Below are 19,835 nucleotides of genomic sequence, written 5' to 3'. Positions count from 1 at the left end.
CTACGGGCGTGATTGTTGAGTCCACCCCAGTCGGCTGGAAAAAGGGATGTCTGTGTCTAGAATATTGCAGTTTATTCGGGGACGTCGTCACCTCCCGGCCACGCCGAGTGAGCCCGCTGTTTTTGACGAATCGGCATGCGTCCAGTCGGCGTTTCGTCATGACCTGGTGCCCAGCTATCGAGCGATTGCGTATGCTACAGTGACCGAGACGGTTTTTGACAAAGCCTCGATGACGTACAAGGGAGCGGTCTATGATAGTGCCGGGGCTCTCGTTTTTCATTCCTTACGACCAGCGTCACCTCTTTATACCTACAGACCCGACATCCCGATCTCCCGAAGTGTTGAGCCGACAGCCGACCCCTTACAACTCGAGGAGGCCATTTATGGCGGGCACTTCTTTTACTCTTGGGGTCATTTCCTGATCGAAACGCTGTCCAGCGCTGCAGTCACCAATGAACTTCCAAAGGTTCCGGTCGTCTTCTCGCCATGGGAGATTACCGCACAGAACGAATGGACGAACGGCTATGAAAGACACGTTGCGCCGATACTGAACGCCGCGGGATGGGGTAAGCGCCGAATAATCGTCACCGCCAAACCTGTCTTGGCTAAGTCCCTTTACGTGCCCCAGCGTTTGACTTCATTTGGTACTGCGAGTCCGTCAATTCACCCAGCGATATCCAGCGTATACCAGAGAATCCGCTCCGCCTTTGAGCAGGATCGACGCGACGAGACTGTGCTGGTCATGAGGTCGGAAGATCATAGACGGTGGCATCCTTCAGAACGAGCGGTCTATGAGACGCTCGCCAACAAAGGGGTCCAAGCCATTCTGCCTCAAAGTATGACTGCGGAGGCGCAAGTTATGGCTATCTCGAGGGCAAAGACCTTGATCGGATTTACTGGCAGCGTTCTGCACAATTCAGTCTTCATGGGGAGAGAAACACAGGTAATTGAGATTGGGGATCAACCAGAAAAGAGTGTTGCTGATAGAATTCAGTCTGAGCTTTGCGGAATTTGCGGTCAAGACCTTGTCTTTGTACCTGGATTTAGAGTAACGCCTCGCTCTGCAAATGATATCTCGTCCTCTATTATCGAGTTAGCTAGATCATAGCAATGAGGACCATGATCATTCCTTGTCCTGCATTTCGGTGCACCGCATGGATCCCTATTAACCCCAACAAAAACGTGGCTAATCCCCTGACTAAGCCAGCCTTTGCCCGGGATCGCGAAATTGCCCCGCTGAGCTTTGGCCCTGTCGCCAGTCATAGGTGAGAGCCACTCCCTCATCGAGCGTATGAGTCGGACGCCAGCCGAGTTCGCGTTCGATCTTCCGTATATCGAGAACGTTCCGGCGGACATCGACCCCACGGGCGGGGGCATAAACAAGTTTTGCCGGAACGCGGAGAATGGCGGATATCTTTGCCACCAGTTCGATCACGCTCGTGCCTGCGCCGGAGCCGACATTGTAGATTTCGCCGGCTCGTCCGCCAAGGCCCAGCAATACCAGCGCCTCCGCGACGTCGTCGATATAGACATAGTCGCGCACATTCTCGCCATCGCCCCATATCGTCACCGGGGTTCGGCCTGCGATCCTGTCGAACAGGGCCGCAATCAATCCTTGCCCCTTCGCCGCCGACTGATGCGGACCAAAAGGGTTCGAAATCCGCGCTATCACGCTCTCGACGCCATGCAGAGTCCGGTAGAGACTGTAATATCGCTCGATAGCGAGTTTGACCGTGCCGTAGGATGATATTGGGACGTTCGGGTGTTCCTCGGATATCCGCAAATCGTCGGTCTGGCCGTAAACAGTACCGCCCGACGAAGAAAAAACCCATCGGCAGCCCGATCCCTTGGTCGCCTCAAGCAACCCCACCGTGGCAATCAGGTTGGCCTCGATCTCCGCAACGGCCATGTCAGTTGCTGCCGTGGGGCGCGTGGAACTGGCCAAGTGAAAGACCATGGAGCCTTCCATCGCTGCGAAGAGTTGGCGCGGGGGAGCGGTCAGGTCACCGAGAATGACGCTGCTCCCGGCAGGCCAGTGTGCGGACGCATTGCGGGCAAAGCAAACAATCTCAAAGCCCTGCTGCGCCAGGGTCCGTGCGAGGTTTATCCCTATGAAACCGGAGGCCCCGAGGATAACCGCCTTCCTGCGCTTGCCGGCGGGTTGCGGGCGCTCCTGCGTCATGCCGCATCCGAACCTTTGACACCGAGATAGGTGCGAACGTGCCGCAGCCAGGCATCAGCCTTCCGACGCGTTTCGGCGGAGACTGACACAAGGGAGCGCGCTGCCTCCTGCACCCGCCGCACCTCGTCCAGATGTTTTTCCGCCACTTCGGACTGTGTCACGCCTTGGGCGTGACGCCGGTGCCAGTTGAGCTGCTTCGCACTGAATCGCATCTTTCCCTGCAGCAACACCCTGAGGTAGACGAGCCAATCTCCTGCTATGCGATAGCTGAACAACTCGTCGCCGATTTCGGTGATCGCCCTGCTGATCGCAAGGCGCCGGAACACGACCGCGCTGACATTCGGAATTGTATTCTTGACGCTCATCGCCTCGCTGATCTCGGTGTGGCCATTCCTGGTATAGTCGGACGACCAATCATCAGAGATGTCGCGTGTGTAGTCGGTATAGTCTTCCGCGAGCACGCGTCCCTTGCCGTCCAACTGCCCGGATTGGCTATAGGCAAGCACGAGCAACGGATCCGCGAATGCCGGCGCAAGCTCTTCGAGAAAGCCGGGCTCGGCGAAATCGTCCGCCTCCGCAATCCAGACCAGATCGCCACGGCTACGGCCCACGCCCTTCGCCCACTGATGAAAGGCCGATCCCGAGTTCTGGCTGTTGATGACCAGTTCCGCACCCAATGCGCCGTGCTCGGCGCGGAAGGTGTTTATGGTCTCGACACTTCGATCCGTCGAGGCGTCGTCCAGCACGATAAGCTCATAAATCGGATAAGTCTGGTTCGCGACACTCCTGAGCCGCTGCGGCAAGTGGTCCGCATAGTTGTAATTCGGGACGACCACCGATACGCGCTGGAACCCCGTCGCGTAGTGCAGGAGATCCATAAGATAGTGGCGCATTGATCCGACCGCAGCGAGGTCCTGCTGGCCAGGCCTGTCCAAGATTTCCCTTAGCTGGATCGCAAAATCTTCGACGTCGAGCTTTCTGGCGAGCCTTCCTCCGTTCTCGACGATGAAATCGGCCGCGCCGGTAGCTTCCTGAAAGGCCACGACCGGGACACCGACTTCCGCGGACTCCAACACGACATTCGGAAACGGATCCTCGCGGGACGTCAATGCGTATATGGATGCCCCCGCATAGTACGCCATCGGGTCCTGAACAAACCCGACGAACTTGACGCTATCCGTCAACCCCTTCTGGGCGAGAAGCGTCTCGATCGTTTCCTGCATCCCCTGGTCGAAATGACCAATCCAGATGAATGCCGTACCGGGATGCGAGCGAAGAACTTCCTCTGCCACTTCGATGAAGAGGTCCGGCCCTTTCCGGTGGTCCACAAAGGCCACCGCAAGAACGTACCGGGTGTCCGGTGCAAAGCCGTGCTGGCTGCAAACGAGACGACGCGCTTCCTCGGACCGGCCCTTAAATGGGTTTTTCCGGACAAGGCCCTGAGGACGGATCAATGCCTGCCTGAGCGGTTCGCCGAGGAAGCGCTCGAAGCCAGATTGGACGACAGGCGCTGCAAAAACGATTTTGTCAGCGTGTTCGGCGATGGCCGCAGCATGCCTGTTCAGGCTGTAGGACTCCAGCACCCCCGGCAGTTCGTGAACCAGCGAGACGGTACGGAAGCCCGCTTCCTTCAAGATGGGGACCATCAAGCCAGATACCGTGGTGTTGACAATGGCGATATCGGCACCGGCGGTCCGTATCGCTTCCACCTTCCGACGCACCGATTCCGACGATTCTCTGTCGAGGGCGATGCGATGCAGGGAGGCAACTTCGGCAAAGCGCGGCATCATGGGCCCGTCGCCAAGTACGATCATGTCCACATCGTATCGCAACTCTCCAAATTCGCGAGCCATTGCCAGCGCCAGCACTTGCGCCCCATGCGGGTGGGCGTCGTGGGATACGATCACGATCCGGGGTTTGCCCTTTCCGCCCGCCGCCTCCAAAGCGTCTCGGGTCGCCTGCAGATAGGCATAGCCGTTGGCACTGTCGGGCTCCAGGTGCGCGCCTTCCGCCCACTCGTTCCAGGCATTGACGAAGACCAATCGCTCGGACGGCTCTTCGACTTGAGCCAGTGTGTCCTCGATGGCGTTGTCGAGCCATTTGCGGTAGAGCGCGGGTGTGTTGTTGACGAATACGGTGCCGCCGCGCTTACGGCGCGCCGTGTTGTCCCAGCCAGGGCAAACCGAACGGAAGAGCTTATATTTGCGGGCGGGATAGTTCTCGCTGCGTTGCGGGAAGGCCGACCAGTCATAGACGGTCGTGGCAAAATCCCCGTGCAGCGGCGTCACAGTGTGTGTGACGTTTGGTGGTGCTGAATTGTTCGGCGGAAATTCGACTGCACCATCGAACCCGTAGCGGTCGGGAGACACAGATTCGAAGGATTGGGTATAGGCGAGGAAAATCTCGCCAATGCCGTTCTGCCGGCACCATGTCCGCCAGCGCCGGGCAGTCTCCGCCGCCGCTGGAAGCAGGCTTGGCCGATAGACGAGCAGCACCGGCTTGCCGTCGACGCGGATGGAGCGGGAGTCGCGAAGGTAAGGAGCCACCTCGGCGATAAAGGCGAGATCGTCCTCGGGAGAATGATCCTGAGCGACAAGTATCTCCTGATCCATGCCATCCCAGCGGCGTGACCAGTTCTCGTTGGCCCAGCAGAGGCAAAACGGCATATCGAGGCTCTTGTCCTCAAGCCAGTTTTGCAGCGGCGTTTCCAGCAGCCGCTTGCCGCCAAACCAATAAAAGTAAAAACAGAAGCCTTCCACGCCATAGAGCTTTGCCAATTCGACCTGCTGATGCTGCACAGCGGGATCGCGCAAATCATAGTAACCGAGCCCCTCCGGCACATGCGGCTGATGGTGGCCGACAAACTGCGGCTGAGCGGGCCTGACATTGGTCCATTCGGTGAAGCCCTGCCCCCACCATTCATCATTTTCGGGGATCGGGTGGAACTGAGGTAGATAGAATGCGATCACCCGCACCGGCTTCTGGAGCAATGGCGGCGCGGCGATACGCGGCACGTAGACCGGTTCTGGCGCAAGACTCGGGCCAGACCTGAACAGAACCGCCTGTGAGCCTGCGCCAGGCGGGGCATCTGGCGCCTCCAAGCTTCTCCAGGCACGGTAGGCGTTCGTCACGCCAAACAGTGACGGAAAGTGCGAAAAAACCGTGTTCTTCAACTTTCTCTTCGCGCCCATGGGTAGCGGCAGATTGTGCCAACAGCCGTAAGCGCAGCGCGCCATGATGCGCCGAGCTCTGGCGGGCGCCTTACCGATGGCGCGGGCGCGGTTCCCAAGCCCTCGAAATGGCCCTGTGATTTGCCAAGACGTGCTGGCATAAACGGCATCCAGAACACCATGTAACCGGGCTTCCTCGGAGCGCGCATTGTCCCGGTCAGCGAGCAAGCTGCCAGTCATCTCCTGTGCAGCCGACAATTCTTCCTGCAAGATCTGGATCTCTTCAGCTCTGGCGACGGCTTGCGCCCTCACCTGCGCGATCTCGTCCTCGCGATCCCTGATACCCGCACGCGCATCGATCAGCTCGCTGGATAAAGCCTCGATCTGCGCCCCCTGCCCTCCCTCCAACTCTCTGTTGGTCTCAATTTCTTCTTCCATGGTCACCGAGTTCAGCGACCATGGATTCCCGACCTGATCGATCGCCTTGTTCTCGGTGCCGTCAAGGGGAATCATGCTCCCATCGGCGATGGCGATCCTGCCTTGCACGCGGCGAGAACCCAGGACGTTTTCCTGGATCGGTCGCTTCGTTACGATGCAGAGCGAGTTCAGGAATTCGATGGAATGGATTGACGCCAGAGCAGCGTCATCGAAGGCGACCTTATGCTTTTCGGTGAAGGTGGCCAAAGCCTCCACTCGACCACGGTTCAGCCCCCAATGCTCATAGTTGACCACATCGAGAAGGCGCTTGAAAAATGACATCGAGGAAAGAGGGTCGTAGAGACCGCCTTCGAACTCTTGCCAATAGCTGCAATGCAAATCTTCCGCTACATAAATTCCGCCCTCTGAAAGGTGAGGGAAGTAGCGAGCAAAGGAGCGTATTATATCGGATGACGTATGCGATCCGTCGTCTATGACAATGTCAAATTCCTTGGAAATCACCGTAATGTTTTTTTCTACCTCGTCCGTATTTGCGTCACCGACAACAACTCCGATTTTCTTGTCATCGAAAACCAGTTTGGCGCATGCCACGTTTATGTCACAGCCTAGAACGAGCTCTGCTTCGGTAAAATATTGCCGCCAGATCTCGAGTGAACCGCCGTTCTGGACGCCGATTTCCAGAATCCGAACCGGCTTGTTTCGATATTGCGCGAAAATTCGATCATACGTTTCAAGATAGATCGACCATTTGTCCGAAACTTTGCCGCCATGGGCCTGGTATAGGTCACGAAGTGAGCTGCCTTGTGCTCCAGCTTGCTTGGCCTTCCTCCCGGGGCGCACTCTAGGTCCCGCCTCGCCAGCAGTCTGCCGCTCCGGCAAAGGGTGCTTGTTCATGCTGTCAATGCCTGTGTCGTATTGCCAACCAGAAGCCGGTGCACCACCGTTTCCGTCGATTGCCGCCAGTCCGGCGCCGTCCAGCCCAAGGCGGAGGCGAATTTTGCGCTTGATAGCCGGGAATTGGCGGGGCGGCGCGCCTTGGTCGGATAATCCATCGTACTAATGTCCCGTACCCGCGCCCAAGGGCCACCAGACTTCAGGCTTGTGTCGAGGATATGACGGGCAAAGCCGCTCCAGTTGATCTCGCCCGTGCCGGTCAGATGATAAACGCCGAACGCGCCAAAACTCTTGTTGCCACGCAGCATGGCCGCCGCATGCAGGATCCCGTCGGCGAGATCAAGCGCCGATGTCGGGTTTCCCCATTGATCGGCCACCACCGAGATTTCGTCGCGGTCGGCGGCAAGGCGCAGCATGGTCTTGACGAAATTCTTGCCGAACGGGCTGTAGACCCATGCGGTGCGCAGGATCAAATGGCGCGCGTTGGCGGCGGCCACCGCCTGCTCGCCCGCGTGCTTGGAGGCGCCGTAGACTCCGAGCGGCGCCGTCGCATCGGTTTCGACATAGGCGCCAATCTTTGTTCCGTCAAAGACATAGTCGGTCGAAAGATGGATGACCGGAACGCCAAGCTGGGCAGCAGCCTGCGCCACCTTGCCGGCGCCTGTCGCGTTCACCGCAAAAGCCAGATCGGGCTCGTCCTCGGCCTGGTCCACGGCCGTGTAGGCGGCGGCCGATACGACGATATCCGGCTTGGCCGCCGCGATGGCGTCGATGATGGTGTCGGGCCGGGTCAGATCGAGTTGCGGCCGGCCAATGGCGATGACCTCGACATCGGCGCGGCGCTGGCCGGCCTCCAGGAGGCTCGCCACGACCTGTCCCTCGCGCCCGGTGACAACGAGCCTCACACGACCTCCTTGCGCGCCTCGCCAAGCCGCTCGCCGGCATAGCGCTGCTCGCGGATCGGCCCCCACCACCATTTGTTGTCGAGGAACCAGTCCACGGTTCTAGCCAGGCCGCTGTCGAAATTTTCCTTCGGCGCCCAGCCGAGCTCGCGGCCGATCTTGGACGCGTCGATGGCGTAGCGGCGGTCGTGGCCGGGGCGGTCGGTGACGAAGGAGATCAGCTCGCGATAGCGCCGGCCGCCGGCGCGGGGACGCCTGGTGTCGAGCAGGTCGCAGATCGTCTCGACGACGGCGAGGTTCGTGCGTTCCGAATTGCCGCCGACATTGTAGCTCTCGCCCGGCGTGCCCTTGGTGGCGACCAGTTCCAGGGCTCGGGCGTGATCCTCGACGAACAGCCAGTCGCGCACATTGGCGCCAGCGCCGTAGACAGGCAGCGCCTTTTCGTCGAGCGCATTGAGGATGACGAGCGGGATCAGTTTTTCGGGAAAATGATAGGGACCGTAATTGTTCGAGCAGTTGGAAAGCACGACCGGCAGGCCATAGGTCTCGTGCCAGGCCCGCACCAGATGGTCCGAGGCCGCCTTCGAGGCGGAATAGGGCGAGGACGGCGCGTAAGGCGTCTCCTCGACGAACATGCCGCCGTCGAAAGGCAGATCGCCGAACACCTCGTCGGTCGAAACGTGATGGAAGCGGAAGCGGCTTTTCCTGTCGTCGGACAGGCCGCGCCAGTATTCGAGGGCGGCATTGAGGATCTTGTAGGTGCCGACGATGTTGGTCTCGATGAAGGCGCCGGGTCCGTCGATCGAGCGGTCGACATGGCTCTCGGCGGCGAGGTTCATGACGATGTCGATGTCGTCGCGGCGCAGGAGATCGAGCACCGCCCTGTCGTCACAGATGTCCGCCTGGGCGAAGCGATAATTGTGGGCATTCTCGATCGGCCGCAGCGAAGCCAGGTTGCCCGCATAGGTCAGCTTGTCGAGATTGGTCACCCGGTAGGCCGGATTGGCGCACAGATGCCGGCACACCGCCGAACCGATGAAGCCAGCTCCGCCTGTCACCAGAAAATTCATGCCGCTGCCCCCATGCCCATCAGGCAAACACTTGCGCATCGGCAAGCATCGGCGCCTTGAGGTCCTTGTCCGAAAGCTGGAACCCGCCAGTCACTGAAGGCCATTCGATGCCTATGGCGGGATCATCGAAGCGGACAGACCGATCATGCTCGGGCGAATAGGTGTCGGTCACCTTGTAGAGAACCTCGGTATCGGGCACGAGCGTCACAAAGCCATGCGCGAAACCCTTTGGCACCAGAATCTGATTGCCCTTTTCGGCCGAAATCTCGCAGGCCACCCACCTCCCGAAGGTTCTCGAACCACGCCGGATATCGACCGCTACGTCGAGGATACTGCCGCGAATGACGCGCAGCAGCTTGTCCTGGGCTCGCGGCTCGAGTTGATAGTGAAGCCCTCGCAAGACGCCTGCCGTCGCGGAATAGGAATGATTGTCCTGGACGAAAACCAAGTCTATGCCCGCCTGCGAAAACCGCTCGGCATTGTAGGTTTCCATGAAGAAACCGCGTGCATCGCCATGTCGCTTCGGAACGATTTCCAGCACGCCATCGATGCCGAGGGACCTGATCTCCAAAACTTAGCCCTCCGACAGATCGGTGACCCGCCGCCGCAGGTAGGCGGCATATTCATTTTTGCCCAACCGAGTTGCGCGTTGCAGCACTTGCTCCGCCGTCCGCCAGCCCTGCTCGAAGGCGATCTCCTCGGGGCAGGCGACCTTGATGCCCTGCCGATGTTCGATCGTGCGCACGAACGAAGAGGCTTCGTGCAAACTGTCATGTGTGCCGGTGTCGAGCCAGGCATAGCCACGACCCAAACGGTGCACCTGCAGCTTGCCGCGCTCGAGATAGACATTGTTGACCGCCGTGATCTCAAGCTCGCCGCGCGCCGAGGGGCGGATCGTCGAGGCGATATCGACGACCTCATTGTCATAGAAATAGAGACCGGTGACAGCCCAGTTCGACTTCGGCTTCTGCGGCTTTTCCTCGATCGTCAGCGCGGTCCCGGTTGCCTTGTCGAAGGACACGACACCATAGCGCTCGGGATCCTCGACATGGTAGGCGAACACCGAGGCGCCCGTGTCGCTCGCAGCCGCGGTGCGGCAGAGCTGCGACAGGCCGTCACCGAAATAGATGTTGTCGCCAAGAATCATCGAGACGCTGTCCTTGCCGATGAAATCCCGGCCGATAATGAAAGCTTCCGCAAGACCATTGGGATGCGGCTGCTCGGCGTAGGACAACGCCAGCCCGAATTCCGACCCGTCGCCGAGTAAATCACGAAAAGCCGGCAGATCACGCGGTGTCGAAACGATCAGAATTTCACGGATTCCCGCGAGCATCAGTACGCTCAGCGGATAATAGATCATCGGCTTGTCGTATATCGGGAGGATTTGCTTAGAGACTGCTAATGTCAGTGGATACAGACGCGTTCCACTGCCTCCAGCAAGGATAATTCCCTTCAAGAAGCTCTCCTTGACATGCCAAAGCCCCCCGGCCCTGAGTGTCTGTGCTTAGGTTCCATGCACCGGCTTGTCAATCGCGGCGCTCGGCAAACGACCGGCCTATTCGCGCTGGGACAAGGCCTGGTTAGTGCCGTCGAAATACGCCTGGTACCACTCGACGAACCGCCCTACCCCGTCCGGCACCGACGTTCCGGGGCGATAGCCGACGGCCTCCTGCAAAGCCGAAGTGTCGGCGAAGGTGTCCGGCACGTCGCCGGCCTGCAGCGGCAAGAACTCGATGACGGCCTTGCGACCAAGCGCGTTTTCCAGCGCCTGGACATAGGCGGTCAGCTTCACCGGGTTGTTGTTGCCGATGTTGAAGATGCGCCAGGGCGCCCTGCTCGTGGCCGGATCCGGATGGCCGGAATCCCAGGCCGGGTTGCCGGCGGCAGGACTGTCGCTGGTCCGGATCACGCCTTCGGCGATGTCATCGACATAGGTGAAGTCGCGTGTGTGGTTGCCATTGTTGAAGAGCTTGATCGGCTCGCCCGCCAGGATGCTCCTGGTGAACAGGAACAGCGCCATGTCGGGACGCCCCCAAGGGCCGTACACGGTGAAGAAACGCAAGCCTGTGGTCGGCAGCCCGAACAGATGGCTGTAGCTGTGCGCCATCAGTTCGTTGGCGCGCTTGGTCGCGGCATAGAACTGCAGCGGATGATCGGCCGGGCGGTGCTCGGAAAACGGCATGTCGGTGTTGGCGCCGTAGACGCTCGATGTGCTGGCATAGGTCAGGTGCGCCATGCCGCTGCCGCGGCAGGCCTCCAGCATGTTGGTGAAAGCGACGATGTTGCTTTCGACATAAGCGCGCGGGTTTTCCAGGCTGTAGCGCACCCCGGCCTGGGCGGCGAGATGGATCACCCGGTCGAAGGAATGGTCTGCGAAGCAGCCGTCCACGATGCCTCTGTCGGCAAGATCGCCGTGGATGAAATGATAGCCGGAATTGCTGCTTCGGCTGGCCTCGGCAAGCAGGCGCAGCCGCGCCTGCTTGATCGCCGGATCGTAGTAGTCGTTGACGCTGTCGACGCCGACAACCTCGTCGCCCCGCTCCAGGAGCCGCCTGGCGACGTGATAGCCTATGAAGCCGGCGGCGCCGGTGACCAGAACCTTCATCGGAAACGCCCGCCCTCGCGAATGGACCCCTGACGTCTACGGCACGCCAGGCTTCCCGCGGACCTCAGGAACGCTTCAGCAGCGACCACACGGCTGGCACGAGGCTTGCCGCCAGCGCAACCTTGATCAGGTCGCCGACGATGAACGGCACGACGCCGAACTGCCAGGACTTTTCCGGACCGATGAGCAGCGCAAGCCAGGCAAAACCCATCGCCATCATCAGCACTTCGGCAACCAGCATCGCGTTGAAAAGCTTGATCGGGTGGCGATCCCAGCCGCGATCGGCGGCCCAACCGACAATTGCCGCCATGACGACGAAGCCGGCGAGGTAGCCGCCAGTCGAGCCAAGCATATAGGCGATGCCGATGGCCTTCTCCGGCGTACCCTGGAAGACCGGGAAGCCCATCGCGCCCTCCGCCATGTAGAGCAGCAGCGTGGCGACGCCGAGGCGCATGCCGAAGGCGGCGGCGATCAGCAGGACGGCGAGCGTCTGCATCGAGATATCGACGGGGCCCAGCACGACCTTGGTCTTCGCCGACAGGGTCAAGAGCAGCGTCCCGGCGATCGCCAGGAAAAGCTGCGTTGCCAGTCGCGCCGCGCCTTCTTGCGGCAAAGCCAGAGAAATAAGCGGGCGCATCGTCGTTGCGGTTGCCATGGTCTTCCCCAATCCGATCTGTCGCGATCCGATAATCGCGGTCTCAGCGTTTTCCTATATTGGCTTGCGTGCTATGCGGCAATCGGTTTTGCCGTTCCGGGAACAATGTGCCGATATGGCTCTCAAATTCGATACCAGTTTCGATCCGCATTACGGCCAGGGCGTCAACGTGGCACCGGACGTGCAGCGCGTCACGGTCCGAAACCCGAGCCCCTTCACTTTTCATGGCACCAACAGCTATGTCGTCGGGCGCGACACGCTGGCGGTGATCGATCCCGGTCCGGACGACGAGGCACATCTTAAGACCTTGCTCGACGTCATCGCCGGCAGGCCGGTCAGCCATATCTTCGTCAGCCACACGCATCGCGACCATTCTCCGCTGGCGGCCCGGCTGAAAGAACGCACCGGCGCCACGGTGATGGCGGAGGGGCCGCACAGGCCGGCAAGGCCGTTGCATATCGGCGAGACCAATGCGCTCGACGCCAGCGCCGATACCGCTTTCGTTCCCGACATCGCCCTGCCGGACGGTGCGCTGACCGCCGGCGACGGCTGGGCGATCCGCGCGGTTCTCACCCCCGGTCACACCGCCAACCACGCAGTGTTCGCGCTGGACGGAACCGGCATCCTGTTTTCGGCCGATCATGTCATGGCGTGGGCGACTTCCATCGTGGCACCTCCGGACGGGGCCATGGCCGATTACATGGCATCGCTGGACAGACTGATCGAGCGCGACGACCACCTGCTGCTGCCTGGGCATGGCGGACCGGTGACGAAGCCGCGCGCTTTCATGCGCGGGTTGAAGACGCATCGCAAGATGCGGGAGCGGGCCATACTGGAGCGGGTCAGAGCCGGCGACCGGACGGTTGCCGACATGGTCAAGGCAATCTATCGCGACACCGATCCGCAGTTGCATGGCGCCGCCGGACTGTCGGTGCTTGCCCATCTCGAGGATCTGGTGGCGCGCGGCCTGGTGTCGACCGACGCCGCCCCTGCCATCGACGGCATTTTCACGCCGGCTGGCTAATCCAAGACCTCGCCACGACCTTGCACTACCCTGCCTCAGAACCGGCTGGACCGTTCTTCTGGTTGAGGCGACTTCAAACCCTGGCAAGAACATTCCGGATTGGCAGGGAGTCGTGCGGCGGTTTCCAGCGCGACCCGCGAGGCGGTCATGGACAAGTTCGGCAACACGTCCTCCTGAAGCAATTGCTGGCGGTTGCGGTCCATATAGTCGTTGAAACCTGCCGTCACGAACGCGCAAGGCACGAAACACGCGCCGATCTCTCGCGACAAGGTGGCTTCGGGGGCGATCGAATGGTTGAGCACATCCGCCCCCATGCTGCGGAACGCCAGGGCCTCGGCCGGGGTCGTAAGCCGCGGCCCGTAACAGTGGGCGGCGACCAACTGCTGTTCGATGCCGTGAACACGGCATTCGGCTGGCCAATGACGGCGGGCGGTTTCGACCAAAACCGCCGCGCATCTTGGACATACGATCTGCTTGCCCGAGCAGTCGAAGCTCTGGCGGCCAGGAAGCAGCGAAAAAGGTGTCTGCGTCAGTTCGATAATATCGGCGTTCACCACCATGTCGCCGGGCTTGATGGCCTTGTTGACGGCGCCAACGGTCGAGCAGGACAGGACCTGTCGGACACCCGCCCGCATCAGCACCCAGAATGCGCGGCGATGGCAGGAATGATCGATATGGTCGCGGGGATTGCCGTGCGAATACATGCACAAGGCGCGTTTTGTTTTGCCTTCGGCGGTAATCGACGCATCGAACTCGAGCAGCTTCCAGTTGTCGGTGCGGCCGAAAGGCGTTTCAAAACTCATGTCGCGCTGCAAGGTGCGCACGCCATCGACCTGGACATCTTCCGGGAAGGCAAGCCCCCAGTTTGCCGACCCGGTGATGATCGCCAACCCCACCTGGGGTATGTCCGTGGGTTGATCCGTCAGTTCGGCGGTTGCATGATGATGGGCAGGCATGTTTCCAGTCTCGGTCAGGATTTTTGGCGAAGGGTCACGATCAGGACGACGATTACGACGATGGCGGTCCACAATGTCGAGATCGCCGCGATGGTCGGATCGATCTGATCACGTAGCGACAGGAACATGAGCTTCGGCAGGGTGCTGTTGCGACCACTGGCGACGAAGATCGAAATGACGGACTCGTCGAGCGACGTCAGGAAGGCCATCAATGTCGCCGACAACAGGCTGATTTGAAGTTGCGGGACGATTATTCCGCCGATGGCCCTCGCCCAGTCCGCGCCAAGGCTGCGCGCCGCCTGGACTTGGTTCCAGTCGAAGCGGGCCACGGCAGGCAACAGCACGATGCACACGACCGGAATGGCCAGCACCACATGTCCGACCAGCACGCCGAACAGCGTTCCGACCAGGCCTTGCGCCGCCAGCACGAAGAAGAGGCCGATCGCAAGCAGGATTCCCGGCACGATGGAGGGGGCGAGCAGAACACCTTGAATGGCTGAGGCGGTCTTTCCGCCGAGCCGGTTCATCGAGATGCAGGCCAGCAGCCCTAAAGGCACCGCGACCATCGCTGTCAACGTCCCAAGGATCAGGCTCGTCCTCAGTCCGGCCATCCATGTCGCCGAACCGAAGAAATTCTCGTACCAGCGCAGCGAGTATGCGCGCGGCGGAAATTCGAGAAGATCGGACGCCGAAAAGGAGAGTGGCACGACCACCAGCGTCGGCAGCATCAAGAACGCCATTGCGAGTGCGGAAAAGCCCCACAGCAAGATGCGGGCCAGCCTGTTGTCCGGATAGGCTTCAAGCATGGGCCGCACCGACTTTGTTGCGCGCCACCAGTCGCCGCGCCACCAGGAACATCGCACCGACAAGCGCCATGAGAACGAGCAGCAGAATGCCCAGGACGCTCGCCGAACCCCAGTCCTGAAAGGTCGACAGCGTGCGCTCGATCCGGATGGAAAGAGGATTTACCTTGCCGCCGCCCAGCACCGCCGGCGTGATGAAAAAACCTATGGTGTAGATGAAAACGATCATCGAACCCGAGAAGATGCCGCCGGCCGAAAGCGGCAGAATGACGGTGCGGATCACCTGCCCGAGCGTCGCTCCCATGCTCGCCGATGCGCGAACAAGGTTTGCGTCGATATCGCGCATCGCGGCATAAACGGGCAGCAGAAAGAGCGGCAGCATGTAGTGGACCATGCCGATCAGCGTTCCCGTGAAGTTGTAGACCAGGGGCAACGGTTCCGCTGTCAGCCCCGAGCCCGTCAAAGCCGCGTTGATCAGGCCATCGCGCCGCAACAGCACCAGCCAGCCATAGGTGCGCACCAGAATGGAGGTCCACAGCGGCAGCATGACGAAAGCCATCAGCAAATTGGCCACCCTTGGCCTGACGCTGGCCAGAGCGAGCGCCAGGGGGGTGCCTAGAAGGATGCAGAACGCCAGCGTCCCCAGGGACAGCTCAACGGTTGTTATGAGTGCCGACCATGTCAGTCCACTCGAAAGCACCTTCTCGTAGTTGCCGACAGTGTACTCACCCCCTGTGGTCAGGAAGGATTGCCGGATAATCCAGAGGATGGGCAGTATCGCCGCCAGTCCGACGATGACAAGCGCCGGTAGCGAAAGCGCAAGGAAGAACCGCCGTTCACTTCGCGCACCGGCGGCGAGCGCAGGATCGGCGGCGATGGTCACGCCATGGCTCCCGGTATGGCGTGAGCTTTCGCTGCCGATGCATACACGGTCACCCGCTGGCCGGTGGCAAGCTCGGCGCAGCCGCCGGCGAGTGCCGACGGAATGCAGACAAGAACTTCCTGCCCACCGTGAGGGGCCAGCGTCAAAAGCCAGTTCTCGCCGCGAAACGCCTTGGCGCGCAGCATTCCTTCGAGCGCCACTGCGTCGGGCCCGGCGAGCCTGGCATCCAGGTGGAAGTTTTCCGCGCGGATCATCAGGGTCTCGTGAGATGCATCGCCGCCGTCGATTGTGCGCACCAAGCCCGGGGCCAGAATGTTGGCCTCGCCCATGAACTGCGCGACGAAGCGGGTCGACGGACGATCATAAATTCGCTGCGGCGTGTCGATCTGCTGGATGCGGCCGGAATTCATCACCGCAACCCGGTCGGACATGGTCAGCGCCTCGCGCTGGTCATGCGTCACATAGATCGTGGTTATCCCCAGATCATCGTGCAGACGCCTAATCTCGTACTGCATGGTTTCGCGCAGATTCCTGTCGAGCGCCGACAGCGGCTCGTCCATCAACATCACGCGCGGTTCGAAGACGATGGCCCGCGCCAGCGCCACCCGCTGGCGCTGGCCGCCGGACAGCGCGGCAATGTTGCGCTCCGACAGACCTTCCAGCTTCACGCGGGCCAAGGTGTCAAGCGCCCGCTGCCGAGCCTCCGCTTTCGGCGTCTTACGCAGCGCCAACGGATACTCGACATTCGCCAGGACGCTCATATGAGGAAACAAGGCATAGTTCTGGAATACGATGCCGATGTCGCGCTTGTTGGGGGCCAGGCGGGTGATGTCCCGATCCCCCAACAGAAGCTTGCCGGAATCGGGACGGACAAACCCGGCCAGAGCCATGAGCAAAGTGGTCTTGCCCGACCCGGATGGCCCCAGCAGCGTCAAGAATTCGCCAGCCCGAATGTCGAGCGATACATCGTCCAGCGCGACGTAAGATCCATAGGTCTTGCGCACGCTGTCGATGATGATCGGGAGCGACTTCATGGTGAGGCTCGAACGTCTAGCGCTGATGCACCATAGACTCAGCGACCCATCATTTCATCGAAGGCTTTTTGAGCGGCCTCGCCGTTCTTAACCCACCAGTCAGCGTTCGAAAACACCGAGGTGCCAACGTTTTCAGGCGCCGTCGCCAGGGTTTTCAGGCGATCTTGAGGGATAAGACCACCCTCATAGCCGGCAGGATTGACCGGACCATAGGCGATGAAGTCGGTTAGCTTCGCCACCCGTGCGGGCTGCGTCATTGCCGCGATGAGCTTCATGGCCGCTTCCTTGTTCGGCGCTCCCTTCGGCACCCCAAGGCAGTCCGTGCCGATGACGGAACCTTTGAATGTGTAGTCAACCGAGCCGCCGTCCGCCTTCACCGTCTGGGCTCGCCCATTCCAGGTAACGACCAGATCCGCCTCGCCGTCCTTCAGCAATTGCGCCGACTGCGCTCCGGAGGTCCACCACACGGAGACATTGGGTTTGATCGCCTCAAGCCGCTTGATGGCGCGCGCCAGGCCCTCGGGCGTGCTGAGCGTGGGATAGACGTCCGCCGGCGCCACGCCGTCGGAGAGAAGCGCGATCTCGATCAGGTCCTGCGCGTTGGCGCGCAGCGCGCGACGGCCCGGGAATTTGGCAACGTCCCAGAACTCCGCCCAGGTCTTTGGTGGATTCTCGCCATAGGTCTTGGTGCTCCACGACATGACGGTGCCATAAGAGTCGAACGGATAGCAGTAATCGGACTTTGCGCCGGCCGGCACGGAGTTGGGATCGATGATCTTGTAATCAAGCGGCTCCAGCAGCGACTGGGCGGCCGCCTGCGCGCCTTCCGGCGAGCCAAGGTGGATGATGTCGGTGGTGACCGCACCCGCGGTGACCTGCATCTTCAAAGCGGCAAGGCCATCGCTCTGCGTCTCCTCGCGAACATCATAGCCAAGTTCCTTTGCGGCAGGCGCCCACATCGCCTCCTTCATGGCGTTGCCATAATCGCCGCCCGCGGTCGTGATGGTGACTGATTGGGCATAGACGGGCACGGCGGCCGAGACTGCGATCGCCGCCAGCGAAATGCGTAGTAACCGTGACATGTGTTCTCCTCCAGGATTCTTCGAAATATCGCCTTATGTGGGCTTTTTTTAAAATCGTAACGTTACGATTACCGCGAAATGCCTCAGAGTCAAGCTGCTTTCAGGCGGACTCGGTCAGTTTCGGCGAGCGCGGATTTGACCCTCGGGTCGAATCCGGTAACGTTACGATGCCAAGCAAATCAGCCGGCGCTTTCGCAAATGAAGTCGGGCGACATGGCCAATCTAAAACAGATCGCGGCGGAACTTTCCCTTTCGGTGACCACGGTATCACGCGCGTTGAAGGACGGGCCGGAGGTGCATCCCTCGACCGTGGCGCGCGTCAAGGAGGTGGCGAAGCGGGTCGGCTATGTCCCGAACCATCACGGCCGCGCGCTGAAAACCGGACAGACCCTGACGCTGACGGCGGTGCTGCCGATGGAAACACGCGACTACCTGTCGGATCTGGCGAAGCTTCCTTTGATCGAAGGACTGACACTGGCGGCGCGGCAAGCGGGCTATAGTCTGTCCATCTATTCCACCACGCCCGACGACGATCCCGTCGAAAGCGTGCAGCGCCTGCTTCAGGCGCACAGCGCGGACGGTCTGATCATCACGCGCATGGTCTCGGGCGATCCGCGCGTCAAGCTGCTGCTGGATCAGGGCATACCGTTCGTCGCGTTTGGAAGAACCGACCTGGACATCGCCTATCCTTATGTCGATATCGACAATGAACAGATCGCCTATGAGGCGACCCGGCGGCTCATGGACAAGGGATGTCGACGCATTGCTCTACAACTTCTCGTGCAGAAGGATCAGGCGAGCGCCACGCGTCTCGCCGGCTATAGAAGGGCAATGGCCGAGGCCGGTATCCCGATCGACCAATCGCTGATCGGTGACGGCACGTTCACAATGGAATCGAGCGCGGCCTGGTTCGATCGCCTGCTGGCGTCGTCAGATCCTCCGACAGGCCTGGCATGCGCCAACGAACTGGGCCTTCTTGGCGCGTTACACGCTCTCGGCAGACGGGGTCTGGTGCCGGGCCGCGACGTTCACATCGTCACCCGTGACAATACGCGTCTGGCGCGTTTCCTGCCGGCGAACATCGACGTTCATTCCGTGGACATGGCAGATGTCGGGCACAAACTAATCGCGGTCCTCGAGAGCCGGATCGCCAATCCGCTTGGTCCGGTCGCGACGATCTTGCTGCAAGGCAGGTTCGAGCCGGCCGAGTAGTCCGCTCGCAGATAGAAGCCACATTCGTGCGGCACTGCGCGAATCCGCCTGGCCGCAAGATGTTCTGGACTTCACTCGGCAGGCGCCGCACCCACCTGACCGGCGACCTCCTGATCCAGTTCCGCCAGAAAATCGGTGATGCGCTGGGCATTGTCGCCAAGATCGTAGCGGCCGTAACGCGAAGCCGACCGCATGTCGACGATCACCGTATCGCCGTCGTCCGTTACGCGGATCGCCACATCGGCCGGAAGGCCGAGCACGAAACCCTTGGCGACAGCGGTGATGGTTACAGCGCTTTGCCCGGCAGGGTCGGGATAGGGTTCGGACAGCTCCCAACCGCGCCGGTCGAGCACGGTTTCGACGGCATTGACGATGGTCTCGAATGGCAGGTCGTAGCTGCGCGCGGTGACCAGCGGATAGCTGTCGCTCTGCAGCCGCTGTTCGCCTGGCGTGGATGGGACAAGCACATTCATGTCCTTTGTCCGGTCGCCGACGTCGAGCGCGGGCGGATCGTCGAAATCGGTCGAGATGTCCCTGAGCGGCGGATAGATCGTCGCCCAGTAGGCGGCAACGCCATAGGGGACCAGCACCAGCAGTGCCAGCAAGGCGCCGACAGTCAGGTCGCGGCCGCCGCGATCGCCGAATTTCCACAGCCTCGAAAAGGCGAAGGCGGCAAACAGCAGCGCCAGCGCCGCCAGCAGCGCGACAATGCTCAAAACCCACAGGAACACCGGCGTTTCGACGAGATCGAAGCGATGGCCGACGAAGTCGGTCAGCAAAAGCACCATTGAAAATGCGGCCGTGCGCCGCGACCAGCCGGCAGCCTTCGACGTTCGCCGTTCGGGAATGCTAATCATTGTTCTCTGCGCTGCCCCAACCCGGACGGAGATTTAGTGCCTTTTCGCGGCGGCTTGAAGCCGAAACA

At 60.9% G+C, this 19,835-nt stretch carries 17 protein-coding genes; 3 read left to right on the top strand and 14 right to left on the bottom strand.

Translation table 11 applies throughout. The annotated features are described in order from the left end of the window. Positions 1-46 precede the first annotated feature (46 nt). Complete coding sequence (locus A3AU_RS1000000137875; protein WP_081709533.1) at positions 47-1,108, top strand: glycosyltransferase 61 family protein; 1,062 nt, start codon at positions 47-49, stop codon at positions 1,106-1,108. Between the two features lie 90 nt (positions 1,109-1,198). Here A3AU_RS1000000137875 and A3AU_RS01000000135435 read toward each other — a convergent pair whose 3' ends face one another. From A3AU_RS01000000135435 to A3AU_RS0114490, 8 genes are all read right to left on the bottom strand, one after another. Continuing rightward, positions 1,199-2,182: an NAD-dependent epimerase/dehydratase family protein gene (locus A3AU_RS01000000135435; protein WP_051355357.1), complete on the bottom strand. Its 984-nt coding sequence runs from the start codon at positions 2,180-2,182 to the stop codon at positions 1,199-1,201. Continuing rightward, a complete protein-coding gene (locus A3AU_RS1000000140120; protein WP_154674589.1) occupies positions 2,179-6,684 on the bottom strand; it encodes a glycoside hydrolase family 99-like domain-containing protein in 4,506 nt (1,501 codons plus the stop codon). The genes A3AU_RS01000000135435 and A3AU_RS1000000140120 overlap by 4 nt, the downstream gene beginning before the upstream one ends. Then, entirely contained in the window at positions 6,681-7,589 is a 909-nt protein-coding gene (rfbD, locus tag A3AU_RS0114515) for a dTDP-4-dehydrorhamnose reductase (protein ID WP_027053489.1), read from the bottom strand. The genes A3AU_RS1000000140120 and rfbD overlap by 4 nt, the downstream gene beginning before the upstream one ends. Further along, positions 7,586-8,656, bottom strand: a complete 1,071-nt coding sequence (gene rfbB, locus A3AU_RS0114510) for a dTDP-glucose 4,6-dehydratase (RefSeq protein ID WP_027053488.1) — start codon at positions 8,654-8,656, stop codon at positions 7,586-7,588. Before rfbB ends, rfbD begins: the two co-directional genes overlap by 4 nt. A gap of 19 nt (positions 8,657-8,675) precedes the next feature. Continuing rightward, positions 8,676-9,227 (bottom strand): dTDP-4-dehydrorhamnose 3,5-epimerase, encoded by a 552-nt coding sequence (rfbC, locus tag A3AU_RS0114505; protein ID WP_027053487.1) that lies wholly within the window; start codon positions 9,225-9,227, stop codon positions 8,676-8,678. A 3-nt stretch (positions 9,228-9,230) separates the two neighbouring features. Then, complete coding sequence (gene rfbA / locus A3AU_RS0114500) at positions 9,231-10,112, bottom strand: glucose-1-phosphate thymidylyltransferase RfbA (protein ID WP_027053486.1); 882 nt, start codon at positions 10,110-10,112, stop codon at positions 9,231-9,233. 99 nt (positions 10,113-10,211) lie between these two features. After that, on the bottom strand, positions 10,212-11,261 hold the full coding sequence (locus A3AU_RS01000000135425; RefSeq protein WP_032917384.1) for an NAD-dependent epimerase: 1,050 nt from the start codon (positions 11,259-11,261) through the stop codon (positions 10,212-10,214). Between the two features lie 64 nt (positions 11,262-11,325). Beyond that, positions 11,326-11,916 carry a biotin transporter BioY gene (locus A3AU_RS0114490; protein ID WP_027053485.1) on the bottom strand — a complete coding sequence of 197 codons (591 nt, stop codon included), beginning with the start codon at positions 11,914-11,916 and terminating at the stop codon, positions 11,326-11,328. A 115-nt stretch (positions 11,917-12,031) separates the two neighbouring features. Here A3AU_RS0114490 and A3AU_RS0114485 point away from each other — a divergent pair, with 115 nt between their 5' ends. Continuing rightward, a complete protein-coding gene (locus tag A3AU_RS0114485; RefSeq protein WP_027053484.1) occupies positions 12,032-12,940 on the top strand; it encodes an MBL fold metallo-hydrolase in 909 nt (302 codons plus the stop codon). Between the two features lie 35 nt (positions 12,941-12,975). Here A3AU_RS0114485 and A3AU_RS0114480 read toward each other — a convergent pair whose 3' ends face one another. From A3AU_RS0114480 to A3AU_RS0114460, 5 genes are read right to left on the bottom strand one after another with little or no spacing between them, the layout of a single operon-like run. After that, positions 12,976-13,896 (bottom strand): phosphorylase family protein, encoded by a 921-nt coding sequence (locus A3AU_RS0114480; protein ID WP_027053483.1) that lies wholly within the window; start codon positions 13,894-13,896, stop codon positions 12,976-12,978. 14 nt (positions 13,897-13,910) lie between these two features. Further along, entirely contained in the window at positions 13,911-14,702 is a 792-nt protein-coding gene (locus A3AU_RS0114475) for an ABC transporter permease (RefSeq protein WP_027053482.1), read from the bottom strand. Continuing rightward, positions 14,695-15,582, bottom strand: coding sequence for an ABC transporter permease (locus A3AU_RS0114470; protein ID WP_027053481.1), 888 nt, complete (start codon positions 15,580-15,582; stop codon positions 14,695-14,697). Before A3AU_RS0114470 ends, A3AU_RS0114475 begins: the two co-directional genes overlap by 8 nt. Further along, complete coding sequence (locus A3AU_RS0114465) at positions 15,579-16,616, bottom strand: ABC transporter ATP-binding protein (RefSeq protein ID WP_027053480.1); 1,038 nt, start codon at positions 16,614-16,616, stop codon at positions 15,579-15,581. Before A3AU_RS0114465 ends, A3AU_RS0114470 begins: the two co-directional genes overlap by 4 nt. A gap of 38 nt (positions 16,617-16,654) precedes the next feature. Further along, positions 16,655-17,698 (bottom strand): ABC transporter substrate-binding protein, encoded by a 1,044-nt coding sequence (locus A3AU_RS0114460; protein WP_027053479.1) that lies wholly within the window; start codon positions 17,696-17,698, stop codon positions 16,655-16,657. A gap of 198 nt (positions 17,699-17,896) precedes the next feature. Here A3AU_RS0114460 and A3AU_RS0114455 point away from each other — a divergent pair, with 198 nt between their 5' ends. Beyond that, positions 17,897-18,910 (top strand): LacI family DNA-binding transcriptional regulator, encoded by a 1,014-nt coding sequence (locus A3AU_RS0114455; RefSeq protein WP_245235486.1) that lies wholly within the window; start codon positions 17,897-17,899, stop codon positions 18,908-18,910. A gap of 71 nt (positions 18,911-18,981) precedes the next feature. Here A3AU_RS0114455 and A3AU_RS0114450 read toward each other — a convergent pair whose 3' ends face one another. Beyond that, complete coding sequence (locus A3AU_RS0114450) at positions 18,982-19,767, bottom strand: DUF1499 domain-containing protein (RefSeq protein WP_027053477.1); 786 nt, start codon at positions 19,765-19,767, stop codon at positions 18,982-18,984. Between the last annotated feature and the right edge of the window lie 68 nt (positions 19,768-19,835).

It is taken from the genome of Mesorhizobium erdmanii USDA 3471, from assembly GCF_000472705.1.
Lineage (GTDB): Bacteria > Pseudomonadota > Alphaproteobacteria > Rhizobiales > Rhizobiaceae > Mesorhizobium > Mesorhizobium erdmanii.
Note: the sequence above shows the minus strand (reverse complement) of the source record. Positions and strands in the feature narration are given on the sequence as shown.